This window comes from Streptomyces sp. SP18BB07, from assembly GCF_036322545.1.
GTDB lineage: Bacteria > Actinomycetota > Actinomycetes > Streptomycetales > Streptomycetaceae > Streptomyces > Streptomyces deccanensis.
Window position 1 is genome coordinate 15,102 of the sequence record NZ_JAQYWT010000226.1, and the last position, 25,711, is coordinate 40,812.

The following is a 25,711-nucleotide window of genomic DNA, read 5'->3' on the forward strand; positions in this document are numbered from 1 at the left end:
CTAGGTCCGGTCCAGGCCGGCGAGGCGCAGCGCTCTGGTCATGGCGGGCCGGTCCAGCTCACGACAGTCGGGTTCGGTGACGAGCGACATCAGCAGGTCCGGCGTCAGGCGGTAGCCCTCCGCGTGCGCCAGCAGTGTCTCGGCGTCCTGGGTGGGCATGGCGCCGTGGTCCTCGTCGGCGATCGTCCTGAGCACGTCCTTGCGGTCGACGAAGCGGCTCATACCGCAGTCGAGTCCGTCGTCGTGGAGGGTCGCCGGGTAGGGAGCGCGGGCCCACGCGCCGTCCTCGAACCAGTAGACACAGCCCAGTTGATTGCCCGACAGCAGATCCCGGAGCTTCTCGTGGGGGAGCCAGTCGGGGGCGCCGGCGAACATGTCGATCGGCGGCTCGTGCCACTTGACCCCACTCGACTCGTCCTCGCCGAAGAGCACGTACCGCCCCGCACCACGCGGCGCGAAGCTCCACCATGTGCAGCCGCAGTCGTCCAGATGGAGCCCCTCGTCGTCCACCCAGGTCCCCACGCGGTGGTGACGCTCCTCCTCGTCCGCGGTGGTCGCCTCCAGCACGGCGATCAAGGACCACCGCGCCCACAGCACCTCCGCCGCCGGCAGATCCCCGCCCAGCCCCGGCCGGTTGATGTCCATGTCCTGTCCTCCGGCCTCGACATCAATAGGTCGACCATGATCGGAGCAAGACTCTCACGGACCGAACAGGCCGACGGATTGACGGATTCATCTCCACCCCGGCCGGGCAGCGAACCGATACTGTCATGAGCACGACTAACCTTCCCCCACAAGGAGGTCGATCATGCACATCCGTACGCTGACCGGCGGTCTGACAGCGGCCCTGATGGTGTCCCTGTCCCTGACCCTCACCGGCGGCCAGGCCGTCGCCGCCGCTCCCGACGCGGCCGACGCCCCCCTGGCCGCCCGTGTCCTCACCTACGACGCGGGCGGCTCCGCCGAGTTCAGGAGCGCCGTCGACCGGGGCGCGGCGATCTGGAACGAGAGCGTCGACGCCGTCGAACTGCGGCCGGCGGCGGCCGGGCAACGCGCCAACATCCGGGTCCTCGCGGACAACGGCTGGCCGCGCGCCCAGACCACGACCCTGGGCAACGGAACCGTCTACATCGGGCGCCAGGCCGTCCAGCAGGGCTACGACACGATCAGGATCTCCGCCCACGAACTCGGTCACATCCTGGGTCTGCCCGACCGCAAGCCCGGACCGTGCTCCAGCCTGATGTCCGGCTCCACCGCCGGCACCGCGTGCACGAACCCGTACCCGAACGCGGCGGAGAAGGCGGAGGTCGAGGGCAACTTCGGCGGCCTGCTCGCCGACCGGACCCCGGCGACCATCCCCGCGATGATCGTGGACTGACCCGCACGGCGGCGCTGCCCGGCCGGCCGAGCCCGCCCGGCCGGGCAGCGAGGACCTTCCGGTGAGGTCGATGACACGCTGACTTTCGGCCGGACGCGTGCGGATCCAGCGGATTCCGGCTCAACAGCCCCTGCGGCGGCCTATGTTCACGGTGACGACCACGTCTTCCCCACCTCGCAGGAGGCCCGCATGCGCCGCACGTTCCGTACCGTCGTCGCCGCCGCGGTGACGGCTGCCGCCCTCGTGGCGGGCGGCACCGCGCATGCCACGCCGGCGGGACCGGGGGTCACCGGTCGTGTGCTCAGCCGGACCACCGCGAACGGCACCGACTACATCCTGCGGGAGGTCACCCTCCCGCCCGGCCAGGCCACCGGCTGGCACTACCACGACGGACCGCTCCACGGCCTCGTCAAGGAGGGCACCCTCAGCCACTACGACTCCACCTGCGAGACCGACGGCGTCTACCGCGCCGGCGACCGCATCCAGGAACCGGCCGGCCCCGACTACGTCCACATCGGCCGCAACCTGGGCGACACTCCGCTCGTGCTGGTGGTCCTGTACGTCCTGCCCCAAGGAGCCCCGTTCTCCGAGGACGCCCCGAACCCGGGCTGCTCCTTCGAGTGACCCCCGTCAGGCGCGGCGGCCGACGGCGACATAGGTGTTGCCGAAGAACCGCAGGCCGCTCAGGTCCTGTCCGACGTCCGCGAACGCGTCGTCCCAGCGGGCGATGTCGTCCGGGGTGACGAGGCCCTCGGAGAGCAGGGCGTCACGGGCCGCCCAGGCGGGACCGCGCATGCCGGGCGGGGGAGTCATGACGTTGATGTGGCCCTCGTAGGCGATGACGTCGAGCCCTGCCGACGTGAGGAGTTGGTCCAGCCGGGTCCCGACGGCGAGGTCGTTGCCCCGGCGACGGTGCAGTTCGCGGTAGCGCTCGTGCATCTCGTCGTACGCGGCGGGCGCGCCCCGCAACCGGAATCCGGTCGCGTCGACGTCGACCAGGTACACCACGCCGCCGCCGGGCCTGGCCAGCTCGGCGAGATGGTCCACGATCGCCTGCTCCCGGCCACCGTTGTGGGCCAGCACATGACGGAGCATCACCACGTCGAAGGTGCCCTCGGCCAGCCCGGTGGCGTCGGCGGACCCGGGGCCGGTGTGCACGGTGACGCCCGAGCGCTCGGCCAGTGCGGAGGCGACGGCCAGCGCGTCGGCGTCGCGGTCCACCGCCCACACGGCACCCTCGGGCCCGACGATGTCCGCCAACCGCACGGACAGCGCGCCCGGCCCGCAACCCACGTCCGCGATCCGCGCCCCGGGCGCCACTCCGGCCGCCGCCCACAACTCGCGTTCACGCCGCTCGGCGATGTCGGCCATCAGCCGGTAGCGCGCGATCTCCGAGTCGTCGAGGGTCAGTGAGTAGTCGGCCACCGCGGTTCCTCCCAGGTTCGTCGGTGGCTCATTGTGCGCGGTGCGACGCCCCCGTGGACCCTGCGGGACGCACACGGCGTTTCGCACGTCGACGGCCGGGCGGCGGGGCCGGATACGCCGTTGATCCGCTCGTCGTCCGCCGCGTAGGTTCGCCCGTATGACGAACGTACGGATCGGTGTGATGTACGACCGCGACTGGGCCCCGGAAGGACTGCCCGAGTTCGCGCGGCGGGCCGAGGAACTCGGGGCGGACGACCTGTGGGTGGTGGAGGACCTCGGCTGGAACGGCGGCGTCTCTGCGGCGGCCGTCGCCCTGGGCGCCACACACCGCCTGCGGGTGGGCATCGGCATCACTCCCGCCCCGCTGCGCAGCCCGGCACTGCTGGCCATGGAACTGGCCACGCTGGCCCGGGTGTTCCCCGGCCGCCTGGTCGCCGGCATCGGACACGGCGTACGGGAATGGATGGTCCAGGTCGGTGTCGCGCCCCGCTCCCCGCTGGCGCTCCTGGAGGAGACGATCACCTCCGTCCGCGCGCTGCTGCGCGGTGAACGCGTCGAACTGACGGGGCGTGAAGTGCGGCTGGACGGAGTGCAGTTGGTTCACCCGCCGACCGAGGTCCCGCCGGTCGTCGCGGGCGTGGTGCGCCCCCGCTCCCTCGAACTGTCCGGCCGCGTCGCCGACGGCACGCTGATCGCCGAGGGCCACGGGCCGCGCGACCTGGAACACACCCGCGAGCTGACCGCCAAGGGAGGCGCGACCGCCGACCACACCCTCACCGTCTTCGCCTTCGCGTGCGTCGGCGACGACCCCGACGAGGTCGCCCGCACCCTCCACCCCCACACCGAGGGCCACGGCGCCTGGCTGGGCCGCCCCCAGGAGGAGGTCTTCACCGTCTCCGGTGACGCCGGCGGGGCCGCCGACGCCGTCCACGCACTCGCGGCGGCCGGCGCCGACACGGTCGTCCTGCGCATCGTGGGCGAGGACCCGCTGGGACAGCTGGAGGCCGTGCTCGCGGCCCGGCGAGAAGCCACCACCTGAGCGGCGAGAGGCCACCACCTGAGCTTCGCCGGCTCCACTCCGTGACAGGGTCCCCGTCGGCTGTTTTCGATCCGCTCGGGCGGGGACCCGCCGCTCATGGTGCGAATCGGATACACGATGATGACCGAGCAGGCCGGCCCCCGTGACCTCGTCGACCACGTGGTGCGGGCGGAGGGCGCGGGATTCGACTTCTCGGTGACCTCCGACCACTACTTCCCGTGGCTGCGCTCACAGGGTCACTCACCGTACGCGTGGAGTGTGCTGGGCGCGGCCGCCCAGGCGACCTCGCACATTCCGCTGATGACGTACGTGACCTGCCCGTCGTTCCGCTACCACCCGGCGGTGGTGGCGCAGAAGGCGGCGACGATGCAGCTGCTGTCCGAGGGGCGGTTCCGGCTGGGGCTCGGCTCCGGGGAGAACCTCAACGAACACGTGGTGGGCGGCGGTTGGCCGTCCGTGAACGTACGGCACGAGATGCTCGAAGAAGCCGTCGAGATCATCCGGGCGCTCTTCGACGGCGGCCATGTGAACCACCACGGCACGCACTCCGACGTGGAGTCCGCCCGGCTCTGGGACCTGCCGGACGACCCTCCGCCGCTCGGCATCGCCGTCTCCGGCGAGCAGTCGTGCTCCCTCGCGGGCCGGGTCGGCGACCTGGTCATCGCCACGGAGCCCGAGGCCGGGCTGCTCCAGGCGTTCGACCGGCACGGCGGCACCGGCAAGCCGCGCGTGGGCCAGCTCCCGGTCTGCTACGACCCCGACCGCGACACGGCCGTCCGGCGCGCGCACGACCAGTTCCGCTGGTTCGGCGGCGGCTGGAAGGTCAACTCGGAACTCCCGCACCCGGACTCCTTCGCGGCGGCCACGCAGTACGTCACGCCCGACGACGTCGCCGCGTCCATCCCGTGCGGCGACGACCCCGAGGCGTTCGTCGAAGCTGTACGCCCGTACGCCGAGGCCGGGTTCACCGAGATCGCCCTGGTCCAGATCGGCGGTGAGTCCCAGCCCGCGTACCTCGACTGGTCGGAGAAGACCCTCCTGCCCGCCCTGCGCGAGGCGTTCGCCTGACGCTCCCGCCCGCGCGGTGTCGCCGGGCAGCGGCTACGCCCCGTCGCTCCCGCGCTCCGAGCCGGCCGGCCGACCGTCGTCCGCGGGCTCCTCGCCCTGGTCGGCGGCGGGAGGCGCGGCCTTGGCGCCGCCCTTGAAACGCTCCAGCGTGCGCGCCAGCTGCTGGAACGGGGACACCGCCGGCTTCCCCGACGGCTGCGGCGCGACGGGCGCGGCCTCGGCGGACTCACGGTAGGCCGCGAGCGCCTCATGGGCGCGCTCGGTCGCCTCCCGGTACAGGTCCCGGGACGCGGTCATGGCCTCCAGCGCCTCGGCGTACATCGCCACCCGTTTCCGCTCCCGGGCGAGCTCCTCCTCGAGAGTGAGCAAATGCCAGTCGTCCCGCAGCGCCGTGAGGGCGTCGTCCGCGCCGTCCGGCAGCGGACGCGACAGCGCGGCGAACCGCGTCACCGCCGCGACGAGATCGACCGGCTCCGAACCGTCCAGGAACACCGTGCGTACGGCGAAGTCCTCGGCGTCGTAGCCGGACGGGGCCGGGATGCCGGGCAGCACCACGGCACCACCGCGCGGCACCTCCGCGTCGAACTCGCGCAGCGCCCAGTTGACGACCCGTACCTGGTGCGGGGCGGCACGGTGCTCGATCACACGGTGGCGCAGACTCGGCGACAGCCAGCGCGCCAGGGGCAGCTGCCCGCGCTCGTCCGTGGTCATCGCCTCGTGGACGACGACATGGACGCACCATCCTCCGCGCCCGGCGTCCCGCAGCACACGCCGTACATCCTTGTCGTCCTCGGGAAGGGCGTTGATCCTGCTCAGCGACAGGCCCGTGGCGGCGTCGTGGTCCCAGTCGCCGTACTCCGGCCAGAACCGGGTGACGGGGGACGGCCACGCCGGATCCCACGGCTCTTCCGCCTCGGCGATCAGGGTCCACTCCCGCCCGCCGCCCAGATCGGGTGCGAGGCCGAGCCGGGCGCGGACGGTCACCTCGTCGGCGACCCGCCATCGGGCCTCGAAGACCCGCTCCGGGGACTCGCCCCCGGGGTCGGGCACTTCGAGGAAGTCGTCGATGACCTGACTGTCCTTGAGCTGCCGCAGAGTGCGACGGAGGACGTCCTCCGCGTCGGGTCCGATATGGCGGCCGCGAGCCGGCCACACCGTCGGGGGAGTCGTGGGACGAGCTGTGGAGGAGGTCGGCATAAGTCCATCGGGAAGCAGGGGCACGTGCGTCCACCAGTATCCCCGCCGCGACCCCGCGTAGATCACGGGGGGTCCCGCCACCCTCGCCGCGCCCGTCGCGCGGGCCGTCACTCCACCGAGAAGGGGGAAAAGCCCTGGAGCGTTCGTGGGACCGTCGAACATGCGCGCCGCCGGGTGCGGTCGCTCAGTCCGTCAACGGCTGCCAACGGCCCGGCAGTGGTTCGCGCAGGCCGCTGAGCCAGACGAGTGCCCCGCCGATCAGACCGGGCCGGTCCCGGGTCGCCAGAGCCGGGGCTTCGAGCATGTCGGCGACTTCTTCCAAGTACGTGACCAGGGTGTCGAGTTCGTCGCCCGGTGGCTCGTGGTAGCGGGACCAGCGGCCCAGATGGCCGGTCGCGGTGTCCAGGTAGAGACCCGAGGCGCGGTCGGCGGCGCTGTGCGAGATCAGCGGGATCCAGGTCGCCTTCCACACGGTGACGCGGTCGTCCTCGGGGAGTTCGGCGTCAAGGGTCGCCTGATGGGCCTGAGCGTCCATCTTCAGCCGGTAGCGGTCGACCACGGCCTCCAGAGGCATCAGCGCCGCACCGCCCGGCAGACAACCCCAGCCCCGGCCGTCGACCCCGTCGATGCCATGGACCCCGTCGTCACCTTCCGTCAGCAGCCACAGGACGTGCAGCTCGGCGGGTATCCGAACGCCGAGTTCGTCCTCCAGGGCGGCGATGGCGGAGGGCCTGGCACCGACGCGGAGCGCGGCGTAGGAGTCGGGGGCGTCGCGCTTGAGCCGACGCGTGACGCGCTGCCAGGCGTCGGCGACCTCCCGGACGACGATCGCGACGGCAGCCGGGTCGGCGGCTTCTTCGTGGTCCGGGCTCTGCTCCTCGTCCGGGTCCTGAAGGGGGGCCGGGGAGGGCTCGGGGGCGGGGACGGCTCGCAGGAAGCGGATCTCGACGCGGTCCGGCTCACGTATGTAGCCGACGGAGAGATCGGGGCAGTCCTCGAACATCGTGCCGTCGACCGTCGCCGTCAGGATTCCGGGCAGTTGCGAGGGCCGCCCCAGGTCGGGGTCGTGGGCCAACCGTCCGGCCAGGACCTTCAACGCGTAGGCGGCACCCGCCCCGAGCCGGGCGGCGGTGTCGCGTACGTCCGGCTGGATCTCGACCTTCACAGCCTGCTTCTCCTCGGTCGTCGGACGGCGAGCGGTGTCCCTCGCACAGTACGGCGCCGCACTCCGCGAGGTGGCGGTGCAGGGAACACCGCCCCGCACAAAAAACCCGTTGGTTCGCCGTCGCCGAACTGCGACGATGCCACCTGATTTCCCAGCGGAGGACATTTGTTCGTTTTCGCGTGTGCGGGGTGCGGTGCCAGGCTGACCTCCCCGCTGTCCCGGGTCGCCCTGCCGGTCCACGCCCATCAGAAGTACGGCAACGGCATTCAGTTGCCGGTGCTGATGGAGCCGGGCACGTTCGCCGTGGAAACGGAGCCCTCGGGCCCGCCATGGCGGAGGTGGGAGGAGATCGACCCGGACGAGCCGGCGGCCCGCGGCATCCACGCGCCGGTCGAATTCCTGTCCGACGGCCCGCCCGGCGCGGTCGTCATCGCCCCCGGGGACGTCCGAGCCACCCGGCTGATCCCGGAGAAGGCCGGCGGCTACTGCTGCGGTCTCGACGGGGCCGACGGACCCAACATGGCCTGTGAGGCGTGCGGTCTGCCCGTGGCGAGCCGGATCGACGACTGTTCGCTCTGGCAGGCGGTGTGGCTCGCCCCGAACGCCGTGCACCGCCGCCGTGTCGGCGACGACGTGCCGCCGCTGTCCTGGTCCGAGCTGATGGAGACGCCGCTGATCACGCCACCGTCCGAGCCGATCGCCGCCTGGGGCGGGCGTGCGGGCACGACCCACTGGTGGTCGTGGAGCCCGCAGTGGGAGGCGGCGGCCGGCCGAGCCCTCGCCCACCTGCTGGCGGCCTCGGAGCGTCGACCGGTCGCCGTCCCGGACGGCCCGACCGCGGAGGTGTTCCGACGTGCCCTCGACGCCCTGCTGCCCGCCGGCCCACCGGAGCTGCGCGCCGCCCTGGCAGGACCGGGCCGCCCCGCCGCCGACACCGACGCGGACCTCCTCCTCGTCCCGGTCCATCCACAGACGGGCGAGCTGTGGACACCGCTCAGCGAGAACGGCAGGTCCAGTGGCACGGGCACACCCAGGAGTGGCTCCAGCGGGGCCGCCGCCGCACCCACCCCGGTGGCCCCCGCCGACCGCTCGGTGCCGCTCCCGTTCGGGGTGTGGCGGTGGCTGGCCTTCCCCGAGCCGTCGCCGCCCGTCCCCACCTCCAGCGGCGGGCACGCCGAACTCCTCCGCGACTACCCGCCGGAACCACGCCCCCTCCACCCGTTCCGGATCGACTCGGGAGTCTTCCGGCACACCCTGGTCCGGCTCCCCGCCGCCCGCAGCCCATGGCTCCGCGAGATCCTGGCCGACCTCATCCACCACATGCGTACCGGTGTCTTCTGACCGGGCCGGAGGAGACCGGGGCGCGGCAGCCGGAGCCTCAGCGGCGGGCCAGGGCCAGCACGCTCAGGCCGAACATCAGGACGCCCAGGGGCAGATGGACCGTCGGGACATGGGCGATGCCGAGCACGACCTGGGCCGAGGCGAGGGCGAGGAAGCCCGTGGCGTGCCGGACGGGGCGGGGGGAGCCGCCGCCCGGCTTCCACGCCAGTACCGCCGCGAGGACGTACAGCATCGTCGCCCCGTACATCACCCGCGCACCGACACTGTGCAGAGTCTCCCCGTACGGCGAGGCCAGCAGCAGTCCGGCGGAGATCGCCTGAAGGAAGATCGTCAGGGTCTGCAGGGCGATCGTGACCCGCAGGAACGAGGAAGTGTGCCGTGCGTTCGCCGTCGCCGTCACCTGGGTGGCCATGTCGCGGTCTCCTAAATGCCCTCGGGCGGTGGATCGATAAGGTCTCACCAGTCCGACGACGTGGGCCGGTGAAAGGTAAGGCGAGTTGGGCGAGGGGGCGGCGGTGGACAGGACGGCGGGTGCGGCGGCGGTGGACGGGGAACGGCGTCAACTGGTCAATGTCGCCTACCGGTTGCTCGGTTCGGCGACGGAGGCCGAGGACGCCGTACAGGACGCGTACGCACGCTGGTACGGGCTGCCGAGCGGCCGGCGGGAGGAGATCGAGTCACCCGGAGCCTGGCTGACGACCGTGACCGGCCGTATCTGTCTGGACCTGCTCGGCTCGGCGCGGGCCCGCCGCGAGCGCTACGTCGGTGTGTGGCTGCCCGAGCCGCTGCCCGACCGCACCGAGTGGGACCACGGGGGCCGTGTCGTCCACGCCACCGGCCCCGCTTCCCCTGCCGCCCCCGGCGGCTCCGCGAGCCCCACCGATCCGGCCGACCAGATCGTGCTGGACGAGTCGGTGGCCATGGCCTTCCTCGTCGTCCTGGAGTCGATGACGCCGGCCGAGCGGGTGGCGTTCGTACTGCACGACGTCTTCCGCTATCCGTTCGCCGAGATCGCCGACGTCCTCGGCCGGAGCCCCGCGGCCTGCAAACAACTGGCCGCCTCCGCCCGGCGACGGGTGGGCGTCGTCCGTACTCCGGTGACGGCGGCCGACCGCGCGGAAGTCGTCAGACACGTCAAACAGGCGTGGGAGAACAAGGACATCGCCGCCCTCGTCGGTCTCCTCGACCCGGACGCCGTGATGACCGCCGACGGCGGCGGCATGGTCGGCACCGTGCTGCGCCCCGTCGAGGGTGGTGCGCGTATCGCCCAGTACATGGTCGCCATCGCCGACCGGGCGCCGGGGCTCGAACTCCTCGAGCGGTCGGTCAACGGGGTGCCGGGCCTGGTGGCCCGGCGCGACGGCGTCGTCATGACCGTGGCCGCGTTCGACGTCGCCGACGGACACGTCACGCGGATCTGGGCGATCAGGAACCCGGAGAAGCTGCGCTCCTGGGCGAGGGAGGACTAGGGGTCCGGAGCTCCCCTCAGCTCAGCTCCGGTCTCAGTCGAGGCAGAACTCGTTGCCCTCGACGTCCTGCATCACCAGGCACGACTCGTTGAACTCGTCGGCGCGCAGCAGCTGTACACGCTGGGCGCCGAGCGCGACCAGTCGCGCGCATTCGGCCTCGAGCACGGCGACCCGCTCGTCCCCCACGAGCCCGGTGCCCACCCGCACATCGAGATGCACCCGGTTCTTGACAACCTTGCCCTCGGGAACGCGCTGGAAGTACATCCGGGGCCCGACCCCGGTCGGGTCCATGCACACGAACCCCGCACCCTGACGCTCGGGCGGCAGCGAACGGTCGTACTCGTCCCAGGAGGTGAACCCCTCCGGCGGCGGCGGTACGACATACCCCAACACCTCGCACCAGAAGCGGGCGACGCGCTCGGGTTCCGCACAGTCGAAGGTGATCTGGACCGTCTTGATCGATGACATCGGCGCACCATAGCAAGGGCGGCGAACCCGTTGTCCACGAAATATTCGGCGGGCACAAGGGAGTTGATCAGAGCATGACTCAAGGACCGGCCCCGCGCCCGCTGTCCGAGGAGGCCCTCTCCGGCCTCCTCGGCACGTACCAGTTCGGCACGCTCGCCACCGTCAAGCGCGATGGTCACCCCCACCTGACCACCATGGTGTACAGCTGGGATCCCGAGGCCCGCGTCCTGCGGTTCTCGACGACCGCCGACCGGATCAAGGTCAAGCATCTGCGGCGCGACCCGCGCGCGACGCTGCACGTCCAGGGTGGCGACGTGTGGTCCTTCGCCGTGGCCGAGGGCGAGGCCGAGGTCTCGGAGGCCACCGCGGTCCCCGGCGACGCGGTCGGGCGGGAGCTGCTCGGGCTGATCCCGAAGGAGGCGAAGCCCGAGGACGAGGACGCTTTCCTGGCGCAGCTGGTCGCCGAACGCCGCGTGGTCATCCGGCTGCGGGTGAACCGGCTCTACGGAACGGCACTCGACATCTCCGGCCGGTAGCGGCACGCGTTGTCCCGGGCCGGCAGCGGCCGAGCGTCGTTCACAGCCTCGTCCCATAACCTCGTGCACGGGGACGTAGGTTGCCGTGTGGATCCACGCAGGGAGGCGAAGGTGTTCGGAAAGGGAACGCGGTTGCTCGCGGGTGCCGTCACCGTGGCCTGTGTGGTGATGCTCGGTCCCAGCGCGCCCGACGGTCTCTTCACCAGGGCGCAGCCCGTCGACGCCGTCAAGGACATCGTGCCGAACCGGGTCATGACCTGGAACATGTGCAACCCCTGCAAGGAGAGCAACGTCGAGCGGGCGGCGGAGATCGCCGCGTACGCGCCGCAGGTCATCGGGTTGCAGGAGGCGTGCGCGCGGGACGTCGAGCGGATCCGGGAGTATCTGGAGAGCCTGCACGGGCTGGTCTACCACGTCGAGTACGGGACCGTGCTGCAGAACTGGAACCGCTGCGGGGGAGTGCCGTGGAACCCGGGCGGCTACGGCCAGGCCATCCTCTCGGCGGCGCCGATGACGGACCGTGTCAACGTGGAGTACCCCGACGGCGGATCCGAGGACCGCGGATACCTGGCGGTCACCACGAGGGTGGGCGACCGGTCCGTCCGGGTCTTCAACACGCACCTCGCCCAACGGCAGCAGGCGGACGTCCGGGCGGAGCAGATCCGCGCACTCGCCCCGGTCGTCGCCCGGTACGACCGTGCCGTCCTCGTCGGCGACCTCAACGCGGTGCCGGACGCCCCCGAACTCGCCCCGCTGTGGAAGCTGGCCACGGACACCGATCCCGAGTGCCGTCCCGCCCTCGCCGGCGACTGCGAGGTGACCACCGACTGGCAGAGCAAGTTCGACTACGTCTTCCTGCGGGGCATCACCCCGCTCAGGCACGAGGTGCGGCTCTCGGAGGTCTCGGACCACAACCTGCTGCACACCGACCTCGACCTGGGCTGACGCCCCCGCCCCGGCGTCAGGTCGCGCGGGCGCGCAGGCGGCGCAGCATGCGGGCGTCCTCGAAGCCGACGGAGCGGGCGGCGGCGTCGACCGTGGCGCCGTGGCTGATGAGGTGCTCGGCGCGCTCCAGGCGGAGGGTCTGCTGGTAGCGCAGCGGGGTGAGACCGGTGGCGCGGCCGAAGAGCCGGGTGAGGGTGCGTTCGCTGACGCCGACGGCCGCGGCCAGGCCGGTCAGCGGGAGCGGCTGGTCGAAGCGGGTGTCGATGAGGTCCTGGACCCGGTGCACGGTGTCGTCGAGGTGGGACCGGTGCCGGAACATCGCGCTGGACTGCGGCTCGTGGCCGTTGCGGCGGGCGTAGACGACCATGTCCCGGGCGACCTGCGCGGCGACGGCGGGCCCGTGCCGGCCGGCCACGAGGTGCAGGGCCAGGTCGATGCCGCTGGCGATACCGGCCGAGGTGATCACCCGGTCGTCGGCGGTGAACAGCACGTCACGGACCACGACCGCACCGGGGTGGCGCAACGCCAGCTCTTCCTGCACGTCGTGGTGGGTGGTGCACCGGCGGCCCCGGAGCAGACCGGCCCGCCCGAGCGCCTCCGCGCCGGCACAGACGCTGGCCACCGTCCCGCCCCGCGCGTGGTGGTCGGTCAGCGCCCGCAGGGAGGCGTCGGCGACGGCGGGCGAGTCGGCCAGGGTGACCGTGCGCCAGCCGGGCACCACGATCAGGTCATCGGGCCCGAGTTCGGGCCAGTCGGTCCGGGCCACCAGCGGCAGGCCCTGGGCCGAGGGGACCTCAGGCCGCTCGGCGACGTAGGTCAGGGTGTAGGGATGCCCGAAGTCGGCCGCGGTGGAGAAGACCTGCGCGGGGCCGGCCAGGTCCAGCAGATGGACTCCGGGCATGAGGAAGAAGACGATCCGGCTCACGATCCGGTCATCATGCCCGAAGGTCCGCCGAGGCTTCCAGCCCGGCGACCGCCGCGCCGTCCAGCCCGGCGACCGCCGCGCCGTCCAGCCCGGCGACCGCCGTGACCTCCAGCCCACCGACCACCGCGGCCTCCGGTGCATCGACCGCCGTGGCCTCCAGCTCGGCGACCGTCGCGATGGTGGCGAAGCGGCCGGCGAGGGCGTACTCGGTGCGGCGGACGACCTCGTTGGCGGGCAGGGTGCGCGGGTCGGCGAGCAGTTCGGCGACGGTCTGTCCGGCGGGGGCGTCGCGGTGCGGGATCGGCTGGGTGGCGGTCGCGTCGACGACGAACGTGACCTGGTAGCCGAGGTCGCTCGCGAGGCGGGCGGTGGTCTCCACGCACTGCTCGGTGCGGATGCCGCAGACGGCGACCTCCCGCACGCCGCGCTCGGTGAGGAGCTGCTGCAGATTGGTGGTGGTGAAGGCGTTGTGCGAGGTCTTGTGGAGCAACGGCTCCTCGCCCTCCCGGCGCTCCAGCCCCGCCTGCAGCCGGACGTGGCCGAGGGCCGGGTCGAAGACGTCGCCGCTGCCGGGCTCCGCGTGGAGCACCCACACCACCAGGTCGCCGGCTCGGCGGGCCAGCCGGACCAGCCGGGCCGCCTTGTCGGCGATCTTCGGGTCGGAGATCGCCTCCCACAGCGGATGGGCGCGGAAGGACTCCTGGACATCGATGACGATCAGTGCTCGGGTCATGTCCCAAGCCTCGGCCGTACCGCCCCGGCCGCGACAGGCCGCATCGGGTCCCCGAGCGGACCGATCCGGTCAGCGGCTCCGTTCGGTCACCGGTCGAGCACGGATGATCGCAAGTGATCCGCGAACGCGGCCAAGTGCGACTCCCTCGGTCAGTAGCGGAACAACGGGGATGCCGCGGACGGACGCCTCATACGGTCCTCGCACCGGCGGACCGGGCGATGCCCGAGCCGCGCACCGACCGACAGGAGACGCCGATATGGCCAATGTGGAGATTTCCCTGAAGGAGATCATGACCTCGATCGAGGGTTCCCTGGGGACCGCGCTCGTCGACTACACCAGCGGGATGGCGCTGGGCACCCTGGGCGGCGGAAAGGATCTGGACCTGACGATCGCGGCGGCCGGCAACACCGACGTGATCCGCGCCAAGACGCGCACCATGGAACACCTCGGCCTGACGGGAGAGATCGAGGACATGCTCATCACCCTGGGCAGTCAGTACCACATCATCCAGCCGCTCAAGGGCCGCAGCGGCAACGGGCTGTTCCTCTACCTCGTGCTCGACCGGACGAAATCGAACCTGGCCATGGCCCGCCACCAGCTTCGGCGCATCGGGGCCGAGCTCGACGTGTAGCGCACCGCGTTCCCCAGGACCTCGCACGCCCATGAGTTGAAGATTTCTTCAACTGGACATATCCAGATCGGGTCAATCCCCTGGGTGTGCGGGGCCGGATCCACGAGGATGGGGACGCAAGTCCGCCCGCGGTGGCGCAGACAGGCCGCCGTGCCCAGAGAGCCCGTCGAACGCGGCAGGGAGCGAGCGATTCTCATGCAGGTGCCCCTCTACCAGGCGAAGGCCGAGTTCTTCCGGATGCTCGGGCACCCGGTGCGCATCCGGGTCCTGGAACTGCTCCAGGGCGGCCCGCTCCCCGTGCGCGACCTGCTGAGCGAGATCGAGATCGAACCGTCCAGTCTCAGCCAGCAGCTGGGCGTCCTGCGTCGCGCCGGCATCGTCGTCTCCATCCGGGAGGGCTCCACCGTCAGCTACGCCCTCGCCGGCGGAGACGTGGCGGAACTGCTCCGCGCGGCCCGCCGGATCCTGACCGAGCTGCTCGCCGGCCAGAGCGAACTGCTCGCCGAGCTCCAGCAGGCGGACCTGGGCGCGCCCGTCCCCGAGCGCGGGGACGGGCCCGTGCCCCGGACGGTGGCGCAGGCAGGTGCCAAGTAGGTACCATGCCGGGCATGCCATCACTGAACGTGTCCTTCACGGACGAGGAAATGGAAGGTGTGCGGGCGGCCGCGGCGGCCGAGGGCAAGAGCCTGAAGCAGTACATGCACGACCTCGGGGTCCGCGAGATGCACCGCAAGCGGTTCGTCGCCGGCGCCACCGCGTGGGCGGACCGGCTGCGAGGCGAGTTCGACGAGGCCTTCCCCGACGAGGTGCCCCCGTCCCAGCGCGACCAGGGAGTCACCGCCGCCTGATGAGCGAGACCCTGTACGTCGACGTCTCCTGGCTGCTGGACGTCCAGGAAGCCGCTCTCGGCACCGAGGACGTGTCCGTCACGGACTACTCCGCCCTGGTGGCGGCCGTCGCCCGGCACAAGACCCGGATGCCGACCCTGGAGACGTCGAACCCCGACGCCGCCTGGCGCGCGGCCGCGCTGCTGCACACCATCGCGCGCCTGGAGCCGTTGCCGCACCGCAACAGCCTCGTCGCCGCGTTCGTCGCCGCCCAGTACATGGACCAGTCGGCGCAGGGCATCGATCCGCCCTACGGCGCCCTGTCGGACCTGATCAGGAAGGTCCGCGAGAGCAGGTTGACCATCTACGAGGTCGCCGACACCCTGCGTTCCTGGCGGATCTGACGTGCGACAGGCCCCCGTGCGCCGTGCGCGCCGGGGGCCCGCGGTGCCTCAAAGGGTGTATCAGCAGGTCGAGTTGGTCTGGGTGAGCAGGCCCAACCGCCACGGCAGCAGGTTGTAGTCACCGCTCGCGCCGGGGTTCAGGCCCTGGTAGACGTACTGCAGCCGGCAGGCGGGGATGGTCAGCGTCTGGTCGTACCCGGCGCGGATCATCTCGCCGTGGCTGATGTCCCTCGTCCACGCTCCCGAGGGGAAGCTGACGTTGTTGGCCCGGGCGAACGGATTGCTCTCGGACGCGGCCAGCTGCGTCCAGGAACCGGCCAGGCTGCTGGAGGTCCAGGAGCGGAAGTAGCGCCGGCCGTCCGATCCGATGGCCTCCACCAGGAGCAGATACTGATTGGCTCCCTGCACCTTGTAGACGTTGCTCGCTTCGAAGAGGGCGTACTTGGAGTCCTGGGCCGCGATGACGGTGTCGGTGAAGCCGTTCGGGAACTGACCGACGGTGGTCCGGGACCGGTAGAGGTGCCCGTTGTCATCGGAGGAGAACAGATAGCAGTTGGCGCTGTCGCAGATCACCCACATGTCGACCCAGTAGCCGTTGCCGATGTTCTGCCGGATGATGTCCGGCATCGACGAGTAGAAGTTGCGCGGTGCGCTCCACCCGTTCGGATTGCTGATGTCGGGGTTGGTGGAGTAGGAGGCGTTGCCGGTCTGGTACACGAGGTACCACAGGCGCTGCGGAGCGTAGTAGAAGACCTGAGGGGCGGCCCGGTAACCGGCTCCGATGGCGCTGCGGTCCAGGTAGTGGTGAGTTGCGGAGCCGGCCTGCGACCAGTCGCTGAAGTTCAGGTACACCAGGTTGTACCCCGAGGAGCTCGCGACGCTGGCGAACACGTGGTACTTGCCGTTGTACTGGACGACCGTCGGATCCTTGATCCCGGCGATGTTGTGGGTGGCGTCCGGCTTCGGTGAGATCAGCGTCCCGCTGGAACTCCAGGAGAAGCGGGAGGGCAGCGCGGCGGCGGACCGGGACGAGGAGGTGTCGGCCCGCCGGGTCGTGGGCGTGCCGCCCATGGTGGTGAGTGTCGACTGGTACGCCGGTTTCTTGTTGCCGTTGCGGTCGAACAGCAGGGGGTTCTCCCCGGCGCGCCAGGAGTCGCTGTCGCGGATGCCCCAGACGGTGATGCCGGTGCAGCGCGCCACGTTCAGACAGGCCCTGACCGTGTTCGCGTAGGCGGTCGGCGGTGCCTGCGCGATGTCCAGTTCCGTGATCTGGACGTCCACGCCGAGCGCGGCGAAGCTCGACAGCGTGGTCTGGAAGCTGGAGGGGGGACCGCCGGCGCCGAAGTGGGCCTGGAGGCCCACGCAGTCGATGGGCACCCCGCGCGCCTTGAAGTCACGGACCATGCGGTAGACGCCCTGGGTCTTCGCGGCGTTCCAGTCCTCGATGTTGTAGTCGTTGTAGCAGAGCTTGGCCGCCGGATCGGCCGTGCGAGCCGTGCGGAACGCCTGCTCGATGAACCCGTTGCCCAGCAGGTTCTGGAACACCGAAGGGCGATGCTGGCCGCTGCCGCCGTCGGCGAAGGCCTCGTTGACCACGTCCCAGGAGTGGATGCGGCCCTTGTACCGGTTCATGACGGTCGTGATGTGGTTGTTCATCACGCTGCGCAGCGTGTTGGCGTCCGTGATGGAGCTGACCCAGCTCGGCAGTTGGGAGTGCCAGACCAGGGTGTGGCCGCGTAAGCGTTGTCCCCGGGCCGTCGCGCGGTTCACGATCTGGTCGGCGGCGCCGAAGGTGAACTGCCCGCGCGACCGCTCGGTCGCGTCCCACTTCATCTCGTTCTCGGGCGTGACGGAGTTGAACTCGCGGTCCAGGATGCCCGTGTACGTGCCGTCGCCCAGCCTCCCGGCTGCCACGGCGGCTCCGAAGTACCGGCCGGACTGCGCCGCTTGGGCGCCCAGGGTGGACGCCTTGACCGCGTCCGGCGCTCCGGACGCGGCGCCGGGTGTCACCAGGGCCACGAGAGCTGCCAGGCCCAACACCGAGGCCCGGCGTCGGCCGATCCGTTTCAACGGGTTCATCGTTCTCCTCGTACGGTCGGATGCCATTGGTGGTGCTGCGGGTGCGGAACTCTCAGGTTCTGGACAGCAGATGATGACGAGGGCATGACACATCTGTGCCGCTGTCCTCGTACGGCAGGGCCGGCTCTGCTTCTTCGTGATCTCGACGAGCTCTGCTCGCGTCCGCTGGTTCGTGATGTCGGACGCCGATCGGCTCATCGAGCACTTCGGATGATAGGAGGCCGACGAACCCCGTCAATACCTCCCGCAAAATTCGCTCGCTCCATCGAAAGCTTTCGCAGGTTCGTATGAGTAGAAGTGCAGTTCATCGGCCCAATGCAGGGAAGGCCTCTTCAGGATGCCCCTGAGGCTCCTCCGATTCCGCGGCCTTCGATCGTGAAGGCGGACGAATCTTGCGACCGGTCGCGCTCGTCGCGTCGCCGGTCATGTCCGGGTGCAGGCGGTGCCGTTCAGGCTGAAGCCGGCCGGTGCGGAGAAGGTGCCGCCGTAGTCGCCCTGGAACCCGAAGCTCTGGCTGCCGCCGGGGGAGATGCTCGCGTTGTGCGCCAGAGCGCTCGCCGTGACCGAGCCCGAGGACGGGGAGACGGAGGCGTTCCAGACGCTGGTCACGCTCTGGCCCGAGGGCAGCGTGAAGGCCAGCCGCCAGTTGTCGACGGGCGCCGAACCGGTGTTGGAGACGGTGACGTTCGCCGTGAAGCCGCCCTGCCACACGGTGGTGGCGTACGACACCGCGCAGGCCGTGCCGCCGCCGGGGCCGCCAGGGCCGCCGGGTCCGCTCCCGCCGGTCTCGACGGTTGACGAGAAGGAGTTCACGGTCAGTCCGGTGCCGTTCTGCCAGGGCTCGAAACCGGCCTGCACGCTGGTCAGGTACCAGTTGTTCTGGGCCAGTCCCCGGGAGACGGCCTGCCGGACGAAGTCCATCACGTCGAAGCTCCAGCTCGCGATCGCCGACGGGGCGACGAAGGACAGCACGTCGTTGGTGCCGTTGTTGCCCGACCACACCTGCCAGGAACGCCCGCCCACGGTGGCCGTACCCACCGGGGAGCCGATGGGCTGCACCGGGCCCACCTTGTTGAACCAGATCATGATCTCGGTCCGGTTCACGCCGTCGGTGCGGGGCGTCGGGTCCAGCCAGATGTCGTACGAGGCGTTGTAGACGGCGTCGCCCACGTAACCGTACGAGATGCTGCTCGGGGCGCCGGAGATGCCGGAGAGCTGGGCGGGCAGGTTGGTCCCCGGCGAGCAGTTGGTGTAATGACAGCCGTTGAAGATCGAGGGGTACGACTTCGGGGCGCCGTTGGTGGGGACGGAACCGTCGGCCCGGGTGACCCGGAAACCGGTGTCGGTGGTGGTCACGCACTGGGGCTGGCTCGTGCCCCAGCGGTTGTTCTGGACGACGTAGCGCCCCTGGACAACGCTCGATCCGTACTGCTCGCAGACGGTCGTGTCGGCCTGGGCCGGCGCCGTGGCGGCGAAGAGCGCCGCGAGGGTCGCGAGGGCGGTGACGAACGCGGCCAGCGCGGTGCGCGCGGTGCGCGGGAGATGCGGTGGGGGTCGCATGGGGGACCTCTTTCGAAGGTACGGCCGGGATGCGGGGGTGGCGCGGGCGCTCCCCGGTTCCCCCGTATGGGAGCGCTCCCATTGCAGCACTGGTCCGGACTGTAGAGCGCGGGCATGCCCCTGACAACCCTGCGGTGCCGACCGGGACCGGGTACCGGCCGGAACCGGTGCCGACAGGGATCCCGCCGACACCGGTGCGCACGGCTCGCGCCGTCAGGCCAGACCGAACCGTTCGGCGTGTACCTGCCGCCGGGGGACCGCCAGTTCGCGCAGGGCGCCGAGCACGGCCGAGGTCATCGCGGGCGGGCCGCAGACGTACACATCGCGTTCGGTGATGTCGGGGACCAGGGCCCGCAGACGGTCCGGGTCGAACGGCGGCGCGCCCTCGCTCCGGCGACCGGTGAGCAGATGCAGTCGCCCGCCACGGCCCGCGACCAGCGCCCGCACCTCGTCGACCAGCACGGCGTCACTCTCGCTGCGGACCCGGTAGAGCACGACCACATCACCCGCCGCTTCCTCCTCCAGCAGGGAACGGATCGGTGTGATGCCCACCCCGCCGGCGATCAGCAGGGTGCCGGGCCGCGTCCGGTGCAACGAGGTGAACGCCCCGTACGGCCCCTCGACGAACGCGCGGCTCCCGACGGGCAGGTCGCGCAGTCCCGCGCTGGCGCTGCCCACCGCCTTGGCGGTCAGCCGCAGGGTCCTGCCGTCGGGTGCCGCCGACAGCGAGAACGGGTTGGCGAGCCACCAGTGGTTGTGCCCGGGGAACCGCCAGACGCAGAACTGCCCGGCCCGGGCCGGCAGCCGGTCGAGGTGGCGCCCGGTGACCCGCACCGACACGACGTCGTCCGACTCCCGCACGACCTCCGCGACCCGGAAGCGGTGATAGGCGTTGCGCCACACGGGCATGACGATCCGGCCCACGACCAGGGCGCCGAACGCGAACAGCCACAGCGCCCACCAGTAGGTCCACGCGAACACGGAGGAACCGAAGGTCGTGGTCTCCAGCAACTGGTGCACGAACGACAGCCCCAACGCCAGGTACAGCAGCAGATGCAGACCGTGCCACGTCTCGTACCGCAGCCGCCGGCGCACCGTGCGGGCGGAGACCGCGGCCACCACCACGACGATCGCCGCGGCCAGCATCCCGAGCAGGGAGGCCGGCACCCCGGCCAGCGCGAAGAAGGTCTTCGCCATCGAGGCATCGTCAAGCCTCGCGTAACCCAGCACCACCAGCACGGCGTGGGTGAGAAGGGTCCACAGCAGGGTGAAGCCGACCCACCGGTGCCACAGCGTCAGCCGGTCCATGCCGATACGACGGTCCAGCCACGGCAGCCGGGCCACCAGCAGCAGTTGGAACAGCATCAGCACGGCCGCGTGCAGACCGAAGAACTTGGCGACCGTGAGCACTCCGTTCTTGCCCGTGCCCGAGGTGAGGAACAAGATCTCGACGATCGCCAGATTGACGATGACGAACGTCCACAGCGCCCACCGCGCCGCGACAACAGGAGTCATGGTGCCGTGCCGCACCCGCGTACTCGTCGCCTCCACCGCTTCCCCCTCCGGTCCATGGAACCTGGCAAGAAAGAGACCCCGCCGGGCCGCGACCGGTTCCTTCTCGCCACCGCGGATCGTGAGTTCGGCCACGCTCCGGCCGGGCTCGCCCCCGGGCCATACCACATCGTCGCGGGAGGTGGTCCGCTCGCGCATCGGGTGATGTCACAAGAACTCGGGGAAGAAGGTGCGGCAACCGATCGGAGGTTGTCGTGGAAGGTGCAGACCTGGAACTGGGTGAGTTGTTGGCCGCTGCGGAGGCGGCCCCGCCCGGGGATTCCGTCGAAGTGGTGGCGCACGATCTGCAGAAGCGGCTGGGCGCGCAGCGTGTGTCGTTCCTGTTCGTCGACCTCATGGGGCAGCGGCTGGTACGGCTCGCCGCGGCCGACGGCGACGTCGTGGACCCGGTCGAGCAGATCGATCTGCACGGCAGTGTCTACGACGACGTCCTGCGGAGCCAGCGCCAGCACGTGGAACCGGACGGGCAGGGCGGACAGCGCGTCATCACGCCGGTCACCAACCGCGGTGACTGCATCGGCCTCCTGGAGGTGACGCTGCAGCACATCGCGGACTCGGTGCTCCGGCAGGTCCGCGACGCGGCACACGCGCTGGCCTACATCATCGTCACGGACCGCCGCTTCACCGACCTCTACCACGTGGGCCGACGCACCACCCGCACCAGCCTGGCCGCCGAGATCCAGCACCAGCTGCTGCCCTCGTCGCCCGCCTGCGAGGCGGCCCAGTTCACCCTCGCCGCCGGGCTCGTCCCCGCAGACGACATCGGCGGCGACACCTACGACTACACGCTCGACCGCGAGACCCTGCACCTGTCCATCACCGACGCCATGGGCCACGACACACAATCCGCCCTGCTGGCCACGTTGTTGGTCGGCGCGCTGCGGCAGGCCCGCCGCAGCGGCTGTGACGCCCTCAAGCAGGCCGACCACGCCCACCAGGCCCTGTTGCGCCACAGCCGGGGCCTGGCCACGGGACAGTTGCTGTGCGTCGAACTGGAGTCCGGCCTGTGTGAACTGGTCAACGCCGGGCACCCCTGGCCCCTTCGGCTGCGTGACGGCACCGTCGAAGAGATCGAACTCGCCGTCAACCTGCCCTTCGGAGTGGCGGCGCCCATCCCCTACCGCGTACAGGAACTGCGACTGCGTCCCGGCGACCGTCTGATCCTGCTCACCGACGGGATGCTGGACCGCGGTGCCGCGGCCGCCGATCTCAAAGGGGTCCTGCTGGACACCCGCGCGCTGCACCCGAGAGAAGTCGTCCGCAGCCTGACCGCCGCGGTGCTCGATGCCTGCCACGGCCACCTCAAGGACGACGCCACGGTCCTGGTGCTGGACTGGCACGGCCAACCCGCATGAGAACCGCCGACGCCCCGCGGGGTGATACGAGAAGGAAGCCGATCGCCATGACCACCACGCACCCCGTGGACCACCGAGTCCTGCGCCTGCGTCGACGACTGGAACGCCTGATAGGCGTCGCGGCGACCGAGGGCAACGCGCTCACCCCGCTGCGCAACGGCGACGAGATCTTCGCCGCGATGCTGGGCGCCATCCGCCGTGCCCGGCACACGGTGGACATGATGACCTTCGTGTACTGGAGGGGGGACATCGCCCGCGAGTTCGCCCAGGCTCTCGCGGAGCGGTCCCGCGCCGGAGTGCGGGTACGGCTGCTGCTGGACGGCTTCGGCAGCCGACTGATCGAGACCGAGCAGTTGGAGACGATGGAGCGGGCTGGCGTACAGGTGGCCTGGTTCCGCAAACCGCTGTACCTCTCACCCCTCAAACAGAACCACCGCTGCCACCGCAAGGTCCTCGTCGTCGACGAGGAGACCGCGTTCACCGGCGGGGTGGGCATCGCCCAGGAGTGGTGCGGCGACGCGCGTGACGAGACCGAGTGGCGCGACACGCACGTCGAGGTCCGCGGGCCCGCGGTGGACGGCATAGCCGCCGCGTTCGCGCAGAACTGGGCCGAGTGCCACGACGAACTCTTCGACGAACGGGACCGGTTCGTCGAGCACCGACCGCGGGGAGAGTCGATCGTCCAGGTGGTGCGCGGCTCGGCGAGCCTCGGCTGGCAGGACATGCAGACCCTGATGCGCGTCATGCTGGAATCCGCCGAGGAGCGCTTCCGGCTGGCCACCGCCTACTTCTCGCCGGACACGTACTTCGTCGAGCTGCTGTGCGCCACCGCCCGGCGCGGGGTGACGGTGGAGATCCTCCTCCCGGGCCCCCACACCGACAAACGCGTCTGCCGGCTGGCCGGTCAGCACCACTACGACGAGCTGATCGCCTGCGGGGTGCGGATCCACCAGTACCGGCCGACGATGATGCACGCCAAGGTCGTCACCGTCGACAGCGTCGCCGCGCTGATCGGTTCGACCAACTTCAACCGGCGCTCCCTCGACCACGACGAGGAGCTCATGCTGGCCGTGCTCGACGAGGAGTTCACCCGCACCCTCGACGCGCACTTCGAGGACGACCTCGCGTCGAGCGATCCGATCCGGCCCGGTCACTGGAAGCGGCGCTCCCTCCTCCAGCGATCCCGGGAAGCCGCCGTACAGCCCATCCGCCGCTTCCTGTGACCGGCAATCAGGACTGACTCCGCTACGCCACCGCGCTCAACGTGTCCGCGAGGCGCCGGCGGGAGGCGCGGGCCGCGGGGACGACGGCGAGGGCCAGTGCCCCCAGGAGCGCCGCCGCCCCGAACGCGGACAACGCGACGAGTGAGGGTCCCTGTGCGATGCCGGCCCCGATGCCGCTCGACCGGCCCTGGGCGTCGATCAGCCATCGCGCGAGCGGGAGCCCCAGCGTCAGGGCGACCGCGATCGCGGCCAGGGCGGTGCAGCCCGTGGCGGTCACGGTGATCGCGGTGATCTGCCGAGGTGAGAGCCCGGCCGCCTTGAGCGCCAGCAGGTCCCGTTCGCCCTCGCGCACGGTGCCGCCGATGACGGTCAGCAGTTCGACGAGGCCGATGAGCGCGAGCACGCCCAGCAGACCGACGACGACACCCCGCAGTGGCGAGAGTCCGTCGGCGGGGTTCGGCACCGCGTGCACGTCCAGCTGCCCCCGGCCCGCCTCGCCGGTCAGCTCGGCGGCGACCGCGTGCGGGTCGGCGTCGGGGCGCAGGCGCAGCTGGTAGAGCGTGGGGCGCAGTGCGGGGTCGTTCTCCCGGAGGGTGTCGAGGGAGGTGGAGATGACGCGGCCGGCGTTGTCCGGTTCGATGCTGCGGCCCACGATGTGCAGGATCTGCGGACGGCCGCCCACCGTCATGCGCACCCAGTCGCCGACCCGCGCGTCCAGCAGGTCCAGCAGCCCCTGCCCGGCCACCGCCTCGTCGGGTCCCCGGGCGGTACGGCCCTCGGCGAGGGTGAAGGGGTAGGGGTTCTCGTCCGTGCCGAGGCCGCGCAGCGCGATCGTGGCGGTCTGGCCCGGCACCAGCGCGGCGACCTCGACGCCCGGGTGGGCGGCGGCCACCTCGGGATGACGGGCGAGGAGGGCCCGCGTCGCCCGGGCGTCCGCACCGTCGTCGGCGTGCACGGTCAGCGCGGCGGGCAGGCCCATCTGCTCCGGACGGGCGTGGAAGCGGTCGATGGTCGTCCACGCGCTCATCGCCACCACGATCAGTGTCAACGGCAGCGCGAGCCGCGCGATCGTGGCCAGGGTGCGCGGCCGGCGGGTGAACGCCTTGTGCCAGCCGAGGACCAGCGCGGGCGGCAGCCGCAGGGCCAGCGCCCGGCGTGCCGTCGCCGACAGACGCCCGCCGGCCGGTGCGGCGGCCCGGGGGACCGGCACCGGCGGAACCCGCCCCGCCCGCCAGGCCGCGAGGCCGGTGGTCGCGCCGATGAACAGCACCACCGCCACCGGCACCGCGACAAGGGCCACCGTGTGTCCCGGCAGCCCCTGCCACACACCGACCGCGTCCCCGAGCCGGCCCGGCAGCCGGGTGCCCAGCGCCTGGGTGAGCGCCGCCGCGGCCACCGCCCCCAGCAGGGCGTAGGCGAGGTGCTGCAGCAGGAAGACACGCACCAGCTGGCCCGGGGTGAAACCGATCGCCTTGAGGATCGAGATGTCCCGCAGATGCCCTCGGACGCGGGTGCCGATCGCCCCGTGCACGGCGAGTCCCGCCGCGACCAGGGCGCCGAGTCCGAAGAGCCCCAGCACCTGGCCGAGCAGCCGGTCGTCGCCCTGGGCCTCGGACCGCGCCTGCTGCCAGGAGGAGACCTCGCTGACCGGGCCGGCCCCGAGCAGGGTGACGGCACGCTGGACGGCGTAGTCGGTGGCGTCGGGGTCGGTCAGCCGCAGCCCGATCACCTGGCCGCCGACGGAGCCGGTCCGGGTCAGGGCGGCCGGCGCCGCCCAGACCAGCCCGGGCCGTTCGCCCTTGCGGTAGCCCGGCTCGGCGCTGTCGGCGACGCCGAGGACGGTCAGGGATCCGGTGGAGCCCGGCAGGGTGAGGACGTCCCCGGGCCCGGCCAGCAGCGCCTGGGCGAGGCCGCTCTCCAGCACCACCCCGTCGGGCCTGCCGGGGTCCAGCCACCGGCCGGAGGTCAGCAGGGGACGGCCGGTGGCGGGGTCCAGCCACCGGCCGGAGGTCAGCAGGGGACGGCCGGTGACGGGCCGCTCGCCGGTGCCACGCAGCTCGACCGAGGCCCGCGTGCCTCGGGAGGCGACCGTCGTGGCGGTGGTCGGGTAGGGGCCCGCCACCGCCTCGACCCCGTCCAGGCCGTCCAGCGCGGTGAGGTCGGAGGCCTCGGCGGAGGCGGCGGTGTGGATCCACACATGGGCACCCCGGGACTGCGTGAAGACGCGCTGCCAGGGGTTCGTCGCGTAGCCGAAGAGCGCCGCCGCCAGCAGCAGGGAGGCGACGATGCCGACGGTGGCGAGGACCAGGAACAGTGCCTCGCCGCGATGGTTCCGCAGGTCCGAGTGCGCCCAGCGCACCATGGCTCGCAT

25 protein-coding genes and 1 pseudogene are annotated in these 25,711 nt (G+C 71.5%); 14 read left to right on the forward strand and 12 right to left on the reverse strand.

Annotated elements, in window-relative coordinates; genetic code table 11:
• The gene (locus PUR53_RS06285) at positions 1-645 is read right to left on the reverse strand and encodes a hypothetical protein (RefSeq protein WP_329896408.1); all 645 of its coding nucleotides are present in this window, start codon (positions 643-645) and stop codon (positions 1-3) included.
• A 163-nt stretch (positions 646-808) separates the two neighbouring features.
• On the opposite strand from PUR53_RS06285, the gene PUR53_RS06290 reads away from it, so the two are divergent.
• Positions 809-1,378 (forward strand): snapalysin family zinc-dependent metalloprotease, encoded by a 570-nt coding sequence (locus tag PUR53_RS06290; RefSeq protein ID WP_329907655.1) that lies wholly within the window; start codon positions 809-811, stop codon positions 1,376-1,378.
• 189 nt (positions 1,379-1,567) lie between these two features.
• Positions 1,568-2,002: a cupin domain-containing protein gene (locus PUR53_RS06295; protein ID WP_329907657.1), complete on the forward strand. Its 435-nt coding sequence runs from the start codon at positions 1,568-1,570 to the stop codon at positions 2,000-2,002.
• Positions 2,003-2,008: 6 nt separating this feature from the next.
• Here PUR53_RS06295 and PUR53_RS06300 read toward each other — a convergent pair whose 3' ends face one another.
• On the reverse strand, positions 2,009-2,803 hold the full coding sequence (locus tag PUR53_RS06300) for a methyltransferase domain-containing protein (RefSeq protein ID WP_329896411.1): 795 nt from the start codon (positions 2,801-2,803) through the stop codon (positions 2,009-2,011).
• A gap of 157 nt (positions 2,804-2,960) precedes the next feature.
• On the opposite strand from PUR53_RS06300, the gene PUR53_RS06305 reads away from it, so the two are divergent.
• Positions 2,961-3,842 carry an LLM class flavin-dependent oxidoreductase gene (locus PUR53_RS06305; protein ID WP_329907658.1) on the forward strand — a complete coding sequence of 294 codons (882 nt, stop codon included), beginning with the start codon at positions 2,961-2,963 and terminating at the stop codon, positions 3,840-3,842.
• Between the two features lie 96 nt (positions 3,843-3,938).
• Complete coding sequence (locus PUR53_RS06310; RefSeq protein WP_329907659.1) at positions 3,939-4,910, forward strand: LLM class F420-dependent oxidoreductase; 972 nt, start codon at positions 3,939-3,941, stop codon at positions 4,908-4,910.
• A gap of 33 nt (positions 4,911-4,943) precedes the next feature.
• Here the strand turns inward: PUR53_RS06310 and PUR53_RS06315 are convergent, their stop codons facing one another.
• Together PUR53_RS06315 and PUR53_RS06320 are read right to left on the reverse strand one after the other, a co-directional pair.
• On the reverse strand, positions 4,944-6,107 hold the full coding sequence (locus PUR53_RS06315) for a hypothetical protein (protein WP_329907661.1): 1,164 nt from the start codon (positions 6,105-6,107) through the stop codon (positions 4,944-4,946).
• 184 nt (positions 6,108-6,291) lie between these two features.
• The gene (locus tag PUR53_RS06320; RefSeq protein WP_329907663.1) at positions 6,292-7,272 is read right to left on the reverse strand and encodes a hypothetical protein; all 981 of its coding nucleotides are present in this window, start codon (positions 7,270-7,272) and stop codon (positions 6,292-6,294) included.
• 165 nt (positions 7,273-7,437) lie between these two features.
• Here PUR53_RS06320 and PUR53_RS06325 point away from each other — a divergent pair, with 165 nt between their 5' ends.
• Complete coding sequence (locus tag PUR53_RS06325; protein ID WP_329907664.1) at positions 7,438-8,613, forward strand: hypothetical protein; 1,176 nt, start codon at positions 7,438-7,440, stop codon at positions 8,611-8,613.
• A 37-nt stretch (positions 8,614-8,650) separates the two neighbouring features.
• Here the strand turns inward: PUR53_RS06325 and PUR53_RS06330 are convergent, their stop codons facing one another.
• A complete protein-coding gene (locus tag PUR53_RS06330) occupies positions 8,651-9,025 on the reverse strand; it encodes a hypothetical protein (RefSeq protein WP_329896417.1) in 375 nt (124 codons plus the stop codon).
• A gap of 103 nt (positions 9,026-9,128) precedes the next feature.
• On the opposite strand from PUR53_RS06330, the gene sigJ reads away from it, so the two are divergent.
• Complete coding sequence (sigJ, locus tag PUR53_RS06335; protein WP_329907665.1) at positions 9,129-10,082, forward strand: RNA polymerase sigma factor SigJ; 954 nt, start codon at positions 9,129-9,131, stop codon at positions 10,080-10,082.
• 33 nt (positions 10,083-10,115) lie between these two features.
• On the opposite strand, the gene PUR53_RS06340 is transcribed toward sigJ, so the two are convergent.
• Positions 10,116-10,550, reverse strand: a complete 435-nt coding sequence (locus tag PUR53_RS06340) for a VOC family protein (protein WP_329896419.1) — start codon at positions 10,548-10,550, stop codon at positions 10,116-10,118.
• A 74-nt stretch (positions 10,551-10,624) separates the two neighbouring features.
• Here PUR53_RS06340 and PUR53_RS06345 point away from each other — a divergent pair, with 74 nt between their 5' ends.
• Both PUR53_RS06345 and PUR53_RS06350 read left to right on the forward strand, forming a co-directional pair.
• Positions 10,625-11,086, forward strand: a complete 462-nt coding sequence (locus PUR53_RS06345; RefSeq protein ID WP_329896420.1) for a PPOX class F420-dependent oxidoreductase — start codon at positions 10,625-10,627, stop codon at positions 11,084-11,086.
• Between the two features lie 111 nt (positions 11,087-11,197).
• Complete coding sequence (locus PUR53_RS06350) at positions 11,198-12,031, forward strand: endonuclease/exonuclease/phosphatase family protein (RefSeq protein WP_329907667.1); 834 nt, start codon at positions 11,198-11,200, stop codon at positions 12,029-12,031.
• Positions 12,032-12,047: 16 nt separating this feature from the next.
• On the opposite strand, the gene PUR53_RS06355 is transcribed toward PUR53_RS06350, so the two are convergent.
• Both PUR53_RS06355 and PUR53_RS06360 read right to left on the reverse strand, forming a co-directional pair.
• Entirely contained in the window at positions 12,048-12,956 is a 909-nt protein-coding gene (locus tag PUR53_RS06355; protein WP_329896421.1) for a GlxA family transcriptional regulator, read from the reverse strand.
• 145 nt (positions 12,957-13,101) lie between these two features.
• Positions 13,102-13,689: pseudogene (locus PUR53_RS06360) on the reverse strand (cysteine hydrolase family protein); the annotation flags it as partial.
• 256 nt (positions 13,690-13,945) lie between these two features.
• Between PUR53_RS06360 and PUR53_RS06365 the strand changes: the two are divergent.
• From PUR53_RS06365 to PUR53_RS06380, 4 genes are all read left to right on the forward strand, one after another.
• Entirely contained in the window at positions 13,946-14,320 is a 375-nt protein-coding gene (locus PUR53_RS06365; protein WP_045561248.1) for a hypothetical protein, read from the forward strand.
• A 195-nt stretch (positions 14,321-14,515) separates the two neighbouring features.
• Complete coding sequence (locus tag PUR53_RS06370; protein WP_329896423.1) at positions 14,516-14,914, forward strand: ArsR/SmtB family transcription factor; 399 nt, start codon at positions 14,516-14,518, stop codon at positions 14,912-14,914.
• Positions 14,915-14,928: 14 nt separating this feature from the next.
• Positions 14,929-15,168, forward strand: a complete 240-nt coding sequence (locus PUR53_RS06375) for a hypothetical protein (RefSeq protein ID WP_045561349.1) — start codon at positions 14,929-14,931, stop codon at positions 15,166-15,168.
• On the forward strand, positions 15,168-15,551 hold the full coding sequence (locus tag PUR53_RS06380; RefSeq protein WP_329896424.1) for a toxin Doc: 384 nt from the start codon (positions 15,168-15,170) through the stop codon (positions 15,549-15,551). The genes PUR53_RS06375 and PUR53_RS06380 overlap by 1 nt, the downstream gene beginning before the upstream one ends.
• A 60-nt stretch (positions 15,552-15,611) precedes the next feature.
• On the opposite strand, the gene PUR53_RS06385 is transcribed toward PUR53_RS06380, so the two are convergent.
• The 3 genes from PUR53_RS06385 to PUR53_RS06395 form a co-directional block, all read right to left on the reverse strand.
• A complete protein-coding gene (locus PUR53_RS06385) occupies positions 15,612-17,630 on the reverse strand; it encodes a non-reducing end alpha-L-arabinofuranosidase family hydrolase (protein WP_329907668.1) in 2,019 nt (672 codons plus the stop codon).
• 423 nt (positions 17,631-18,053) lie between these two features.
• Positions 18,054-19,190 (reverse strand): GH12 family glycosyl hydrolase domain-containing protein, encoded by a 1,137-nt coding sequence (locus tag PUR53_RS06390; RefSeq protein ID WP_329896426.1) that lies wholly within the window; start codon positions 19,188-19,190, stop codon positions 18,054-18,056.
• Positions 19,191-19,403: 213 nt separating this feature from the next.
• Entirely contained in the window at positions 19,404-20,705 is a 1,302-nt protein-coding gene (locus PUR53_RS06395) for a ferredoxin reductase family protein (protein ID WP_329907730.1), read from the reverse strand.
• A gap of 251 nt (positions 20,706-20,956) precedes the next feature.
• On the opposite strand from PUR53_RS06395, the gene PUR53_RS06400 reads away from it, so the two are divergent.
• Both PUR53_RS06400 and PUR53_RS06405 read left to right on the forward strand, forming a co-directional pair.
• The gene (locus PUR53_RS06400; protein ID WP_329896427.1) at positions 20,957-22,117 is read left to right on the forward strand and encodes a PP2C family protein-serine/threonine phosphatase; all 1,161 of its coding nucleotides are present in this window, start codon (positions 20,957-20,959) and stop codon (positions 22,115-22,117) included.
• A 47-nt stretch (positions 22,118-22,164) separates the two neighbouring features.
• Positions 22,165-23,340, forward strand: a complete 1,176-nt coding sequence (locus tag PUR53_RS06405) for a phospholipase D-like domain-containing protein (protein ID WP_329896428.1) — start codon at positions 22,165-22,167, stop codon at positions 23,338-23,340.
• A gap of 22 nt (positions 23,341-23,362) precedes the next feature.
• On the opposite strand, the gene PUR53_RS06410 is transcribed toward PUR53_RS06405, so the two are convergent.
• On the reverse strand, positions 23,363-25,711 hold the full coding sequence (locus PUR53_RS06410) for an ABC transporter permease (RefSeq protein ID WP_329907669.1): 2,349 nt from the start codon (positions 25,709-25,711) through the stop codon (positions 23,363-23,365).

Bases quoted from the DNA above. Each gene is read 5' to 3' on its own strand.
- PUR53_RS06340 (WP_329896419.1), bottom strand. From the start codon at position 10,550: ATGTCATCGATCAAGACGGTCCAGATCACCTTCGACTGTGCGGAACCC.
- PUR53_RS06305 (WP_329907658.1), top strand. From the start codon at position 2,961: ATGACGAACGTACGGATCGGTGTGATGTACGACCGCGACTGGGCCCCG.
- PUR53_RS06370 (WP_329896423.1), top strand. From the start codon at position 14,516: ATGCAGGTGCCCCTCTACCAGGCGAAGGCCGAGTTCTTCCGGATGCTC.
- PUR53_RS06290 (WP_329907655.1), top strand. From the start codon at position 809: ATGCACATCCGTACGCTGACCGGCGGTCTGACAGCGGCCCTGATGGTG.
- PUR53_RS06405 (WP_329896428.1), top strand. From the start codon at position 22,165: ATGACCACCACGCACCCCGTGGACCACCGAGTCCTGCGCCTGCGTCGA.
- PUR53_RS06390 (WP_329896426.1), bottom strand. From the start codon at position 19,190: ATGCGACCCCCACCGCATCTCCCGCGCACCGCGCGCACCGCGCTGGCC.
- PUR53_RS06385 (WP_329907668.1), bottom strand. From the start codon at position 17,630: ATGAACCCGTTGAAACGGATCGGCCGACGCCGGGCCTCGGTGTTGGGC.
- PUR53_RS06375 (WP_045561349.1), top strand. From the start codon at position 14,929: ATGCCATCACTGAACGTGTCCTTCACGGACGAGGAAATGGAAGGTGTG.
- PUR53_RS06315 (WP_329907661.1), bottom strand. From the start codon at position 6,107: ATGCCGACCTCCTCCACAGCTCGTCCCACGACTCCCCCGACGGTGTGG.
- PUR53_RS06310 (WP_329907659.1), top strand. From the start codon at position 3,939: ATGGTGCGAATCGGATACACGATGATGACCGAGCAGGCCGGCCCCCGT.
- PUR53_RS06345 (WP_329896420.1), top strand. From the start codon at position 10,625: ATGACTCAAGGACCGGCCCCGCGCCCGCTGTCCGAGGAGGCCCTCTCC.
- PUR53_RS06395 (WP_329907730.1), bottom strand. From the start codon at position 20,705: ATGACTCCTGTTGTCGCGGCGCGGTGGGCGCTGTGGACGTTCGTCATC.
- PUR53_RS06295 (WP_329907657.1), top strand. From the start codon at position 1,568: ATGCGCCGCACGTTCCGTACCGTCGTCGCCGCCGCGGTGACGGCTGCC.
- PUR53_RS06285 (WP_329896408.1), bottom strand. From the start codon at position 645: ATGGACATCAACCGGCCGGGGCTGGGCGGGGATCTGCCGGCGGCGGAG.
- PUR53_RS06365 (WP_045561248.1), top strand. From the start codon at position 13,946: ATGGCCAATGTGGAGATTTCCCTGAAGGAGATCATGACCTCGATCGAG.
- PUR53_RS06410 (WP_329907669.1), bottom strand. From the start codon at position 25,711: ATGCGAGCCATGGTGCGCTGGGCGCACTCGGACCTGCGGAACCATCGC.
- PUR53_RS06380 (WP_329896424.1), top strand. From the start codon at position 15,168: ATGAGCGAGACCCTGTACGTCGACGTCTCCTGGCTGCTGGACGTCCAG.
- PUR53_RS06330 (WP_329896417.1), bottom strand. From the start codon at position 9,025: ATGGCCACCCAGGTGACGGCGACGGCGAACGCACGGCACACTTCCTCG.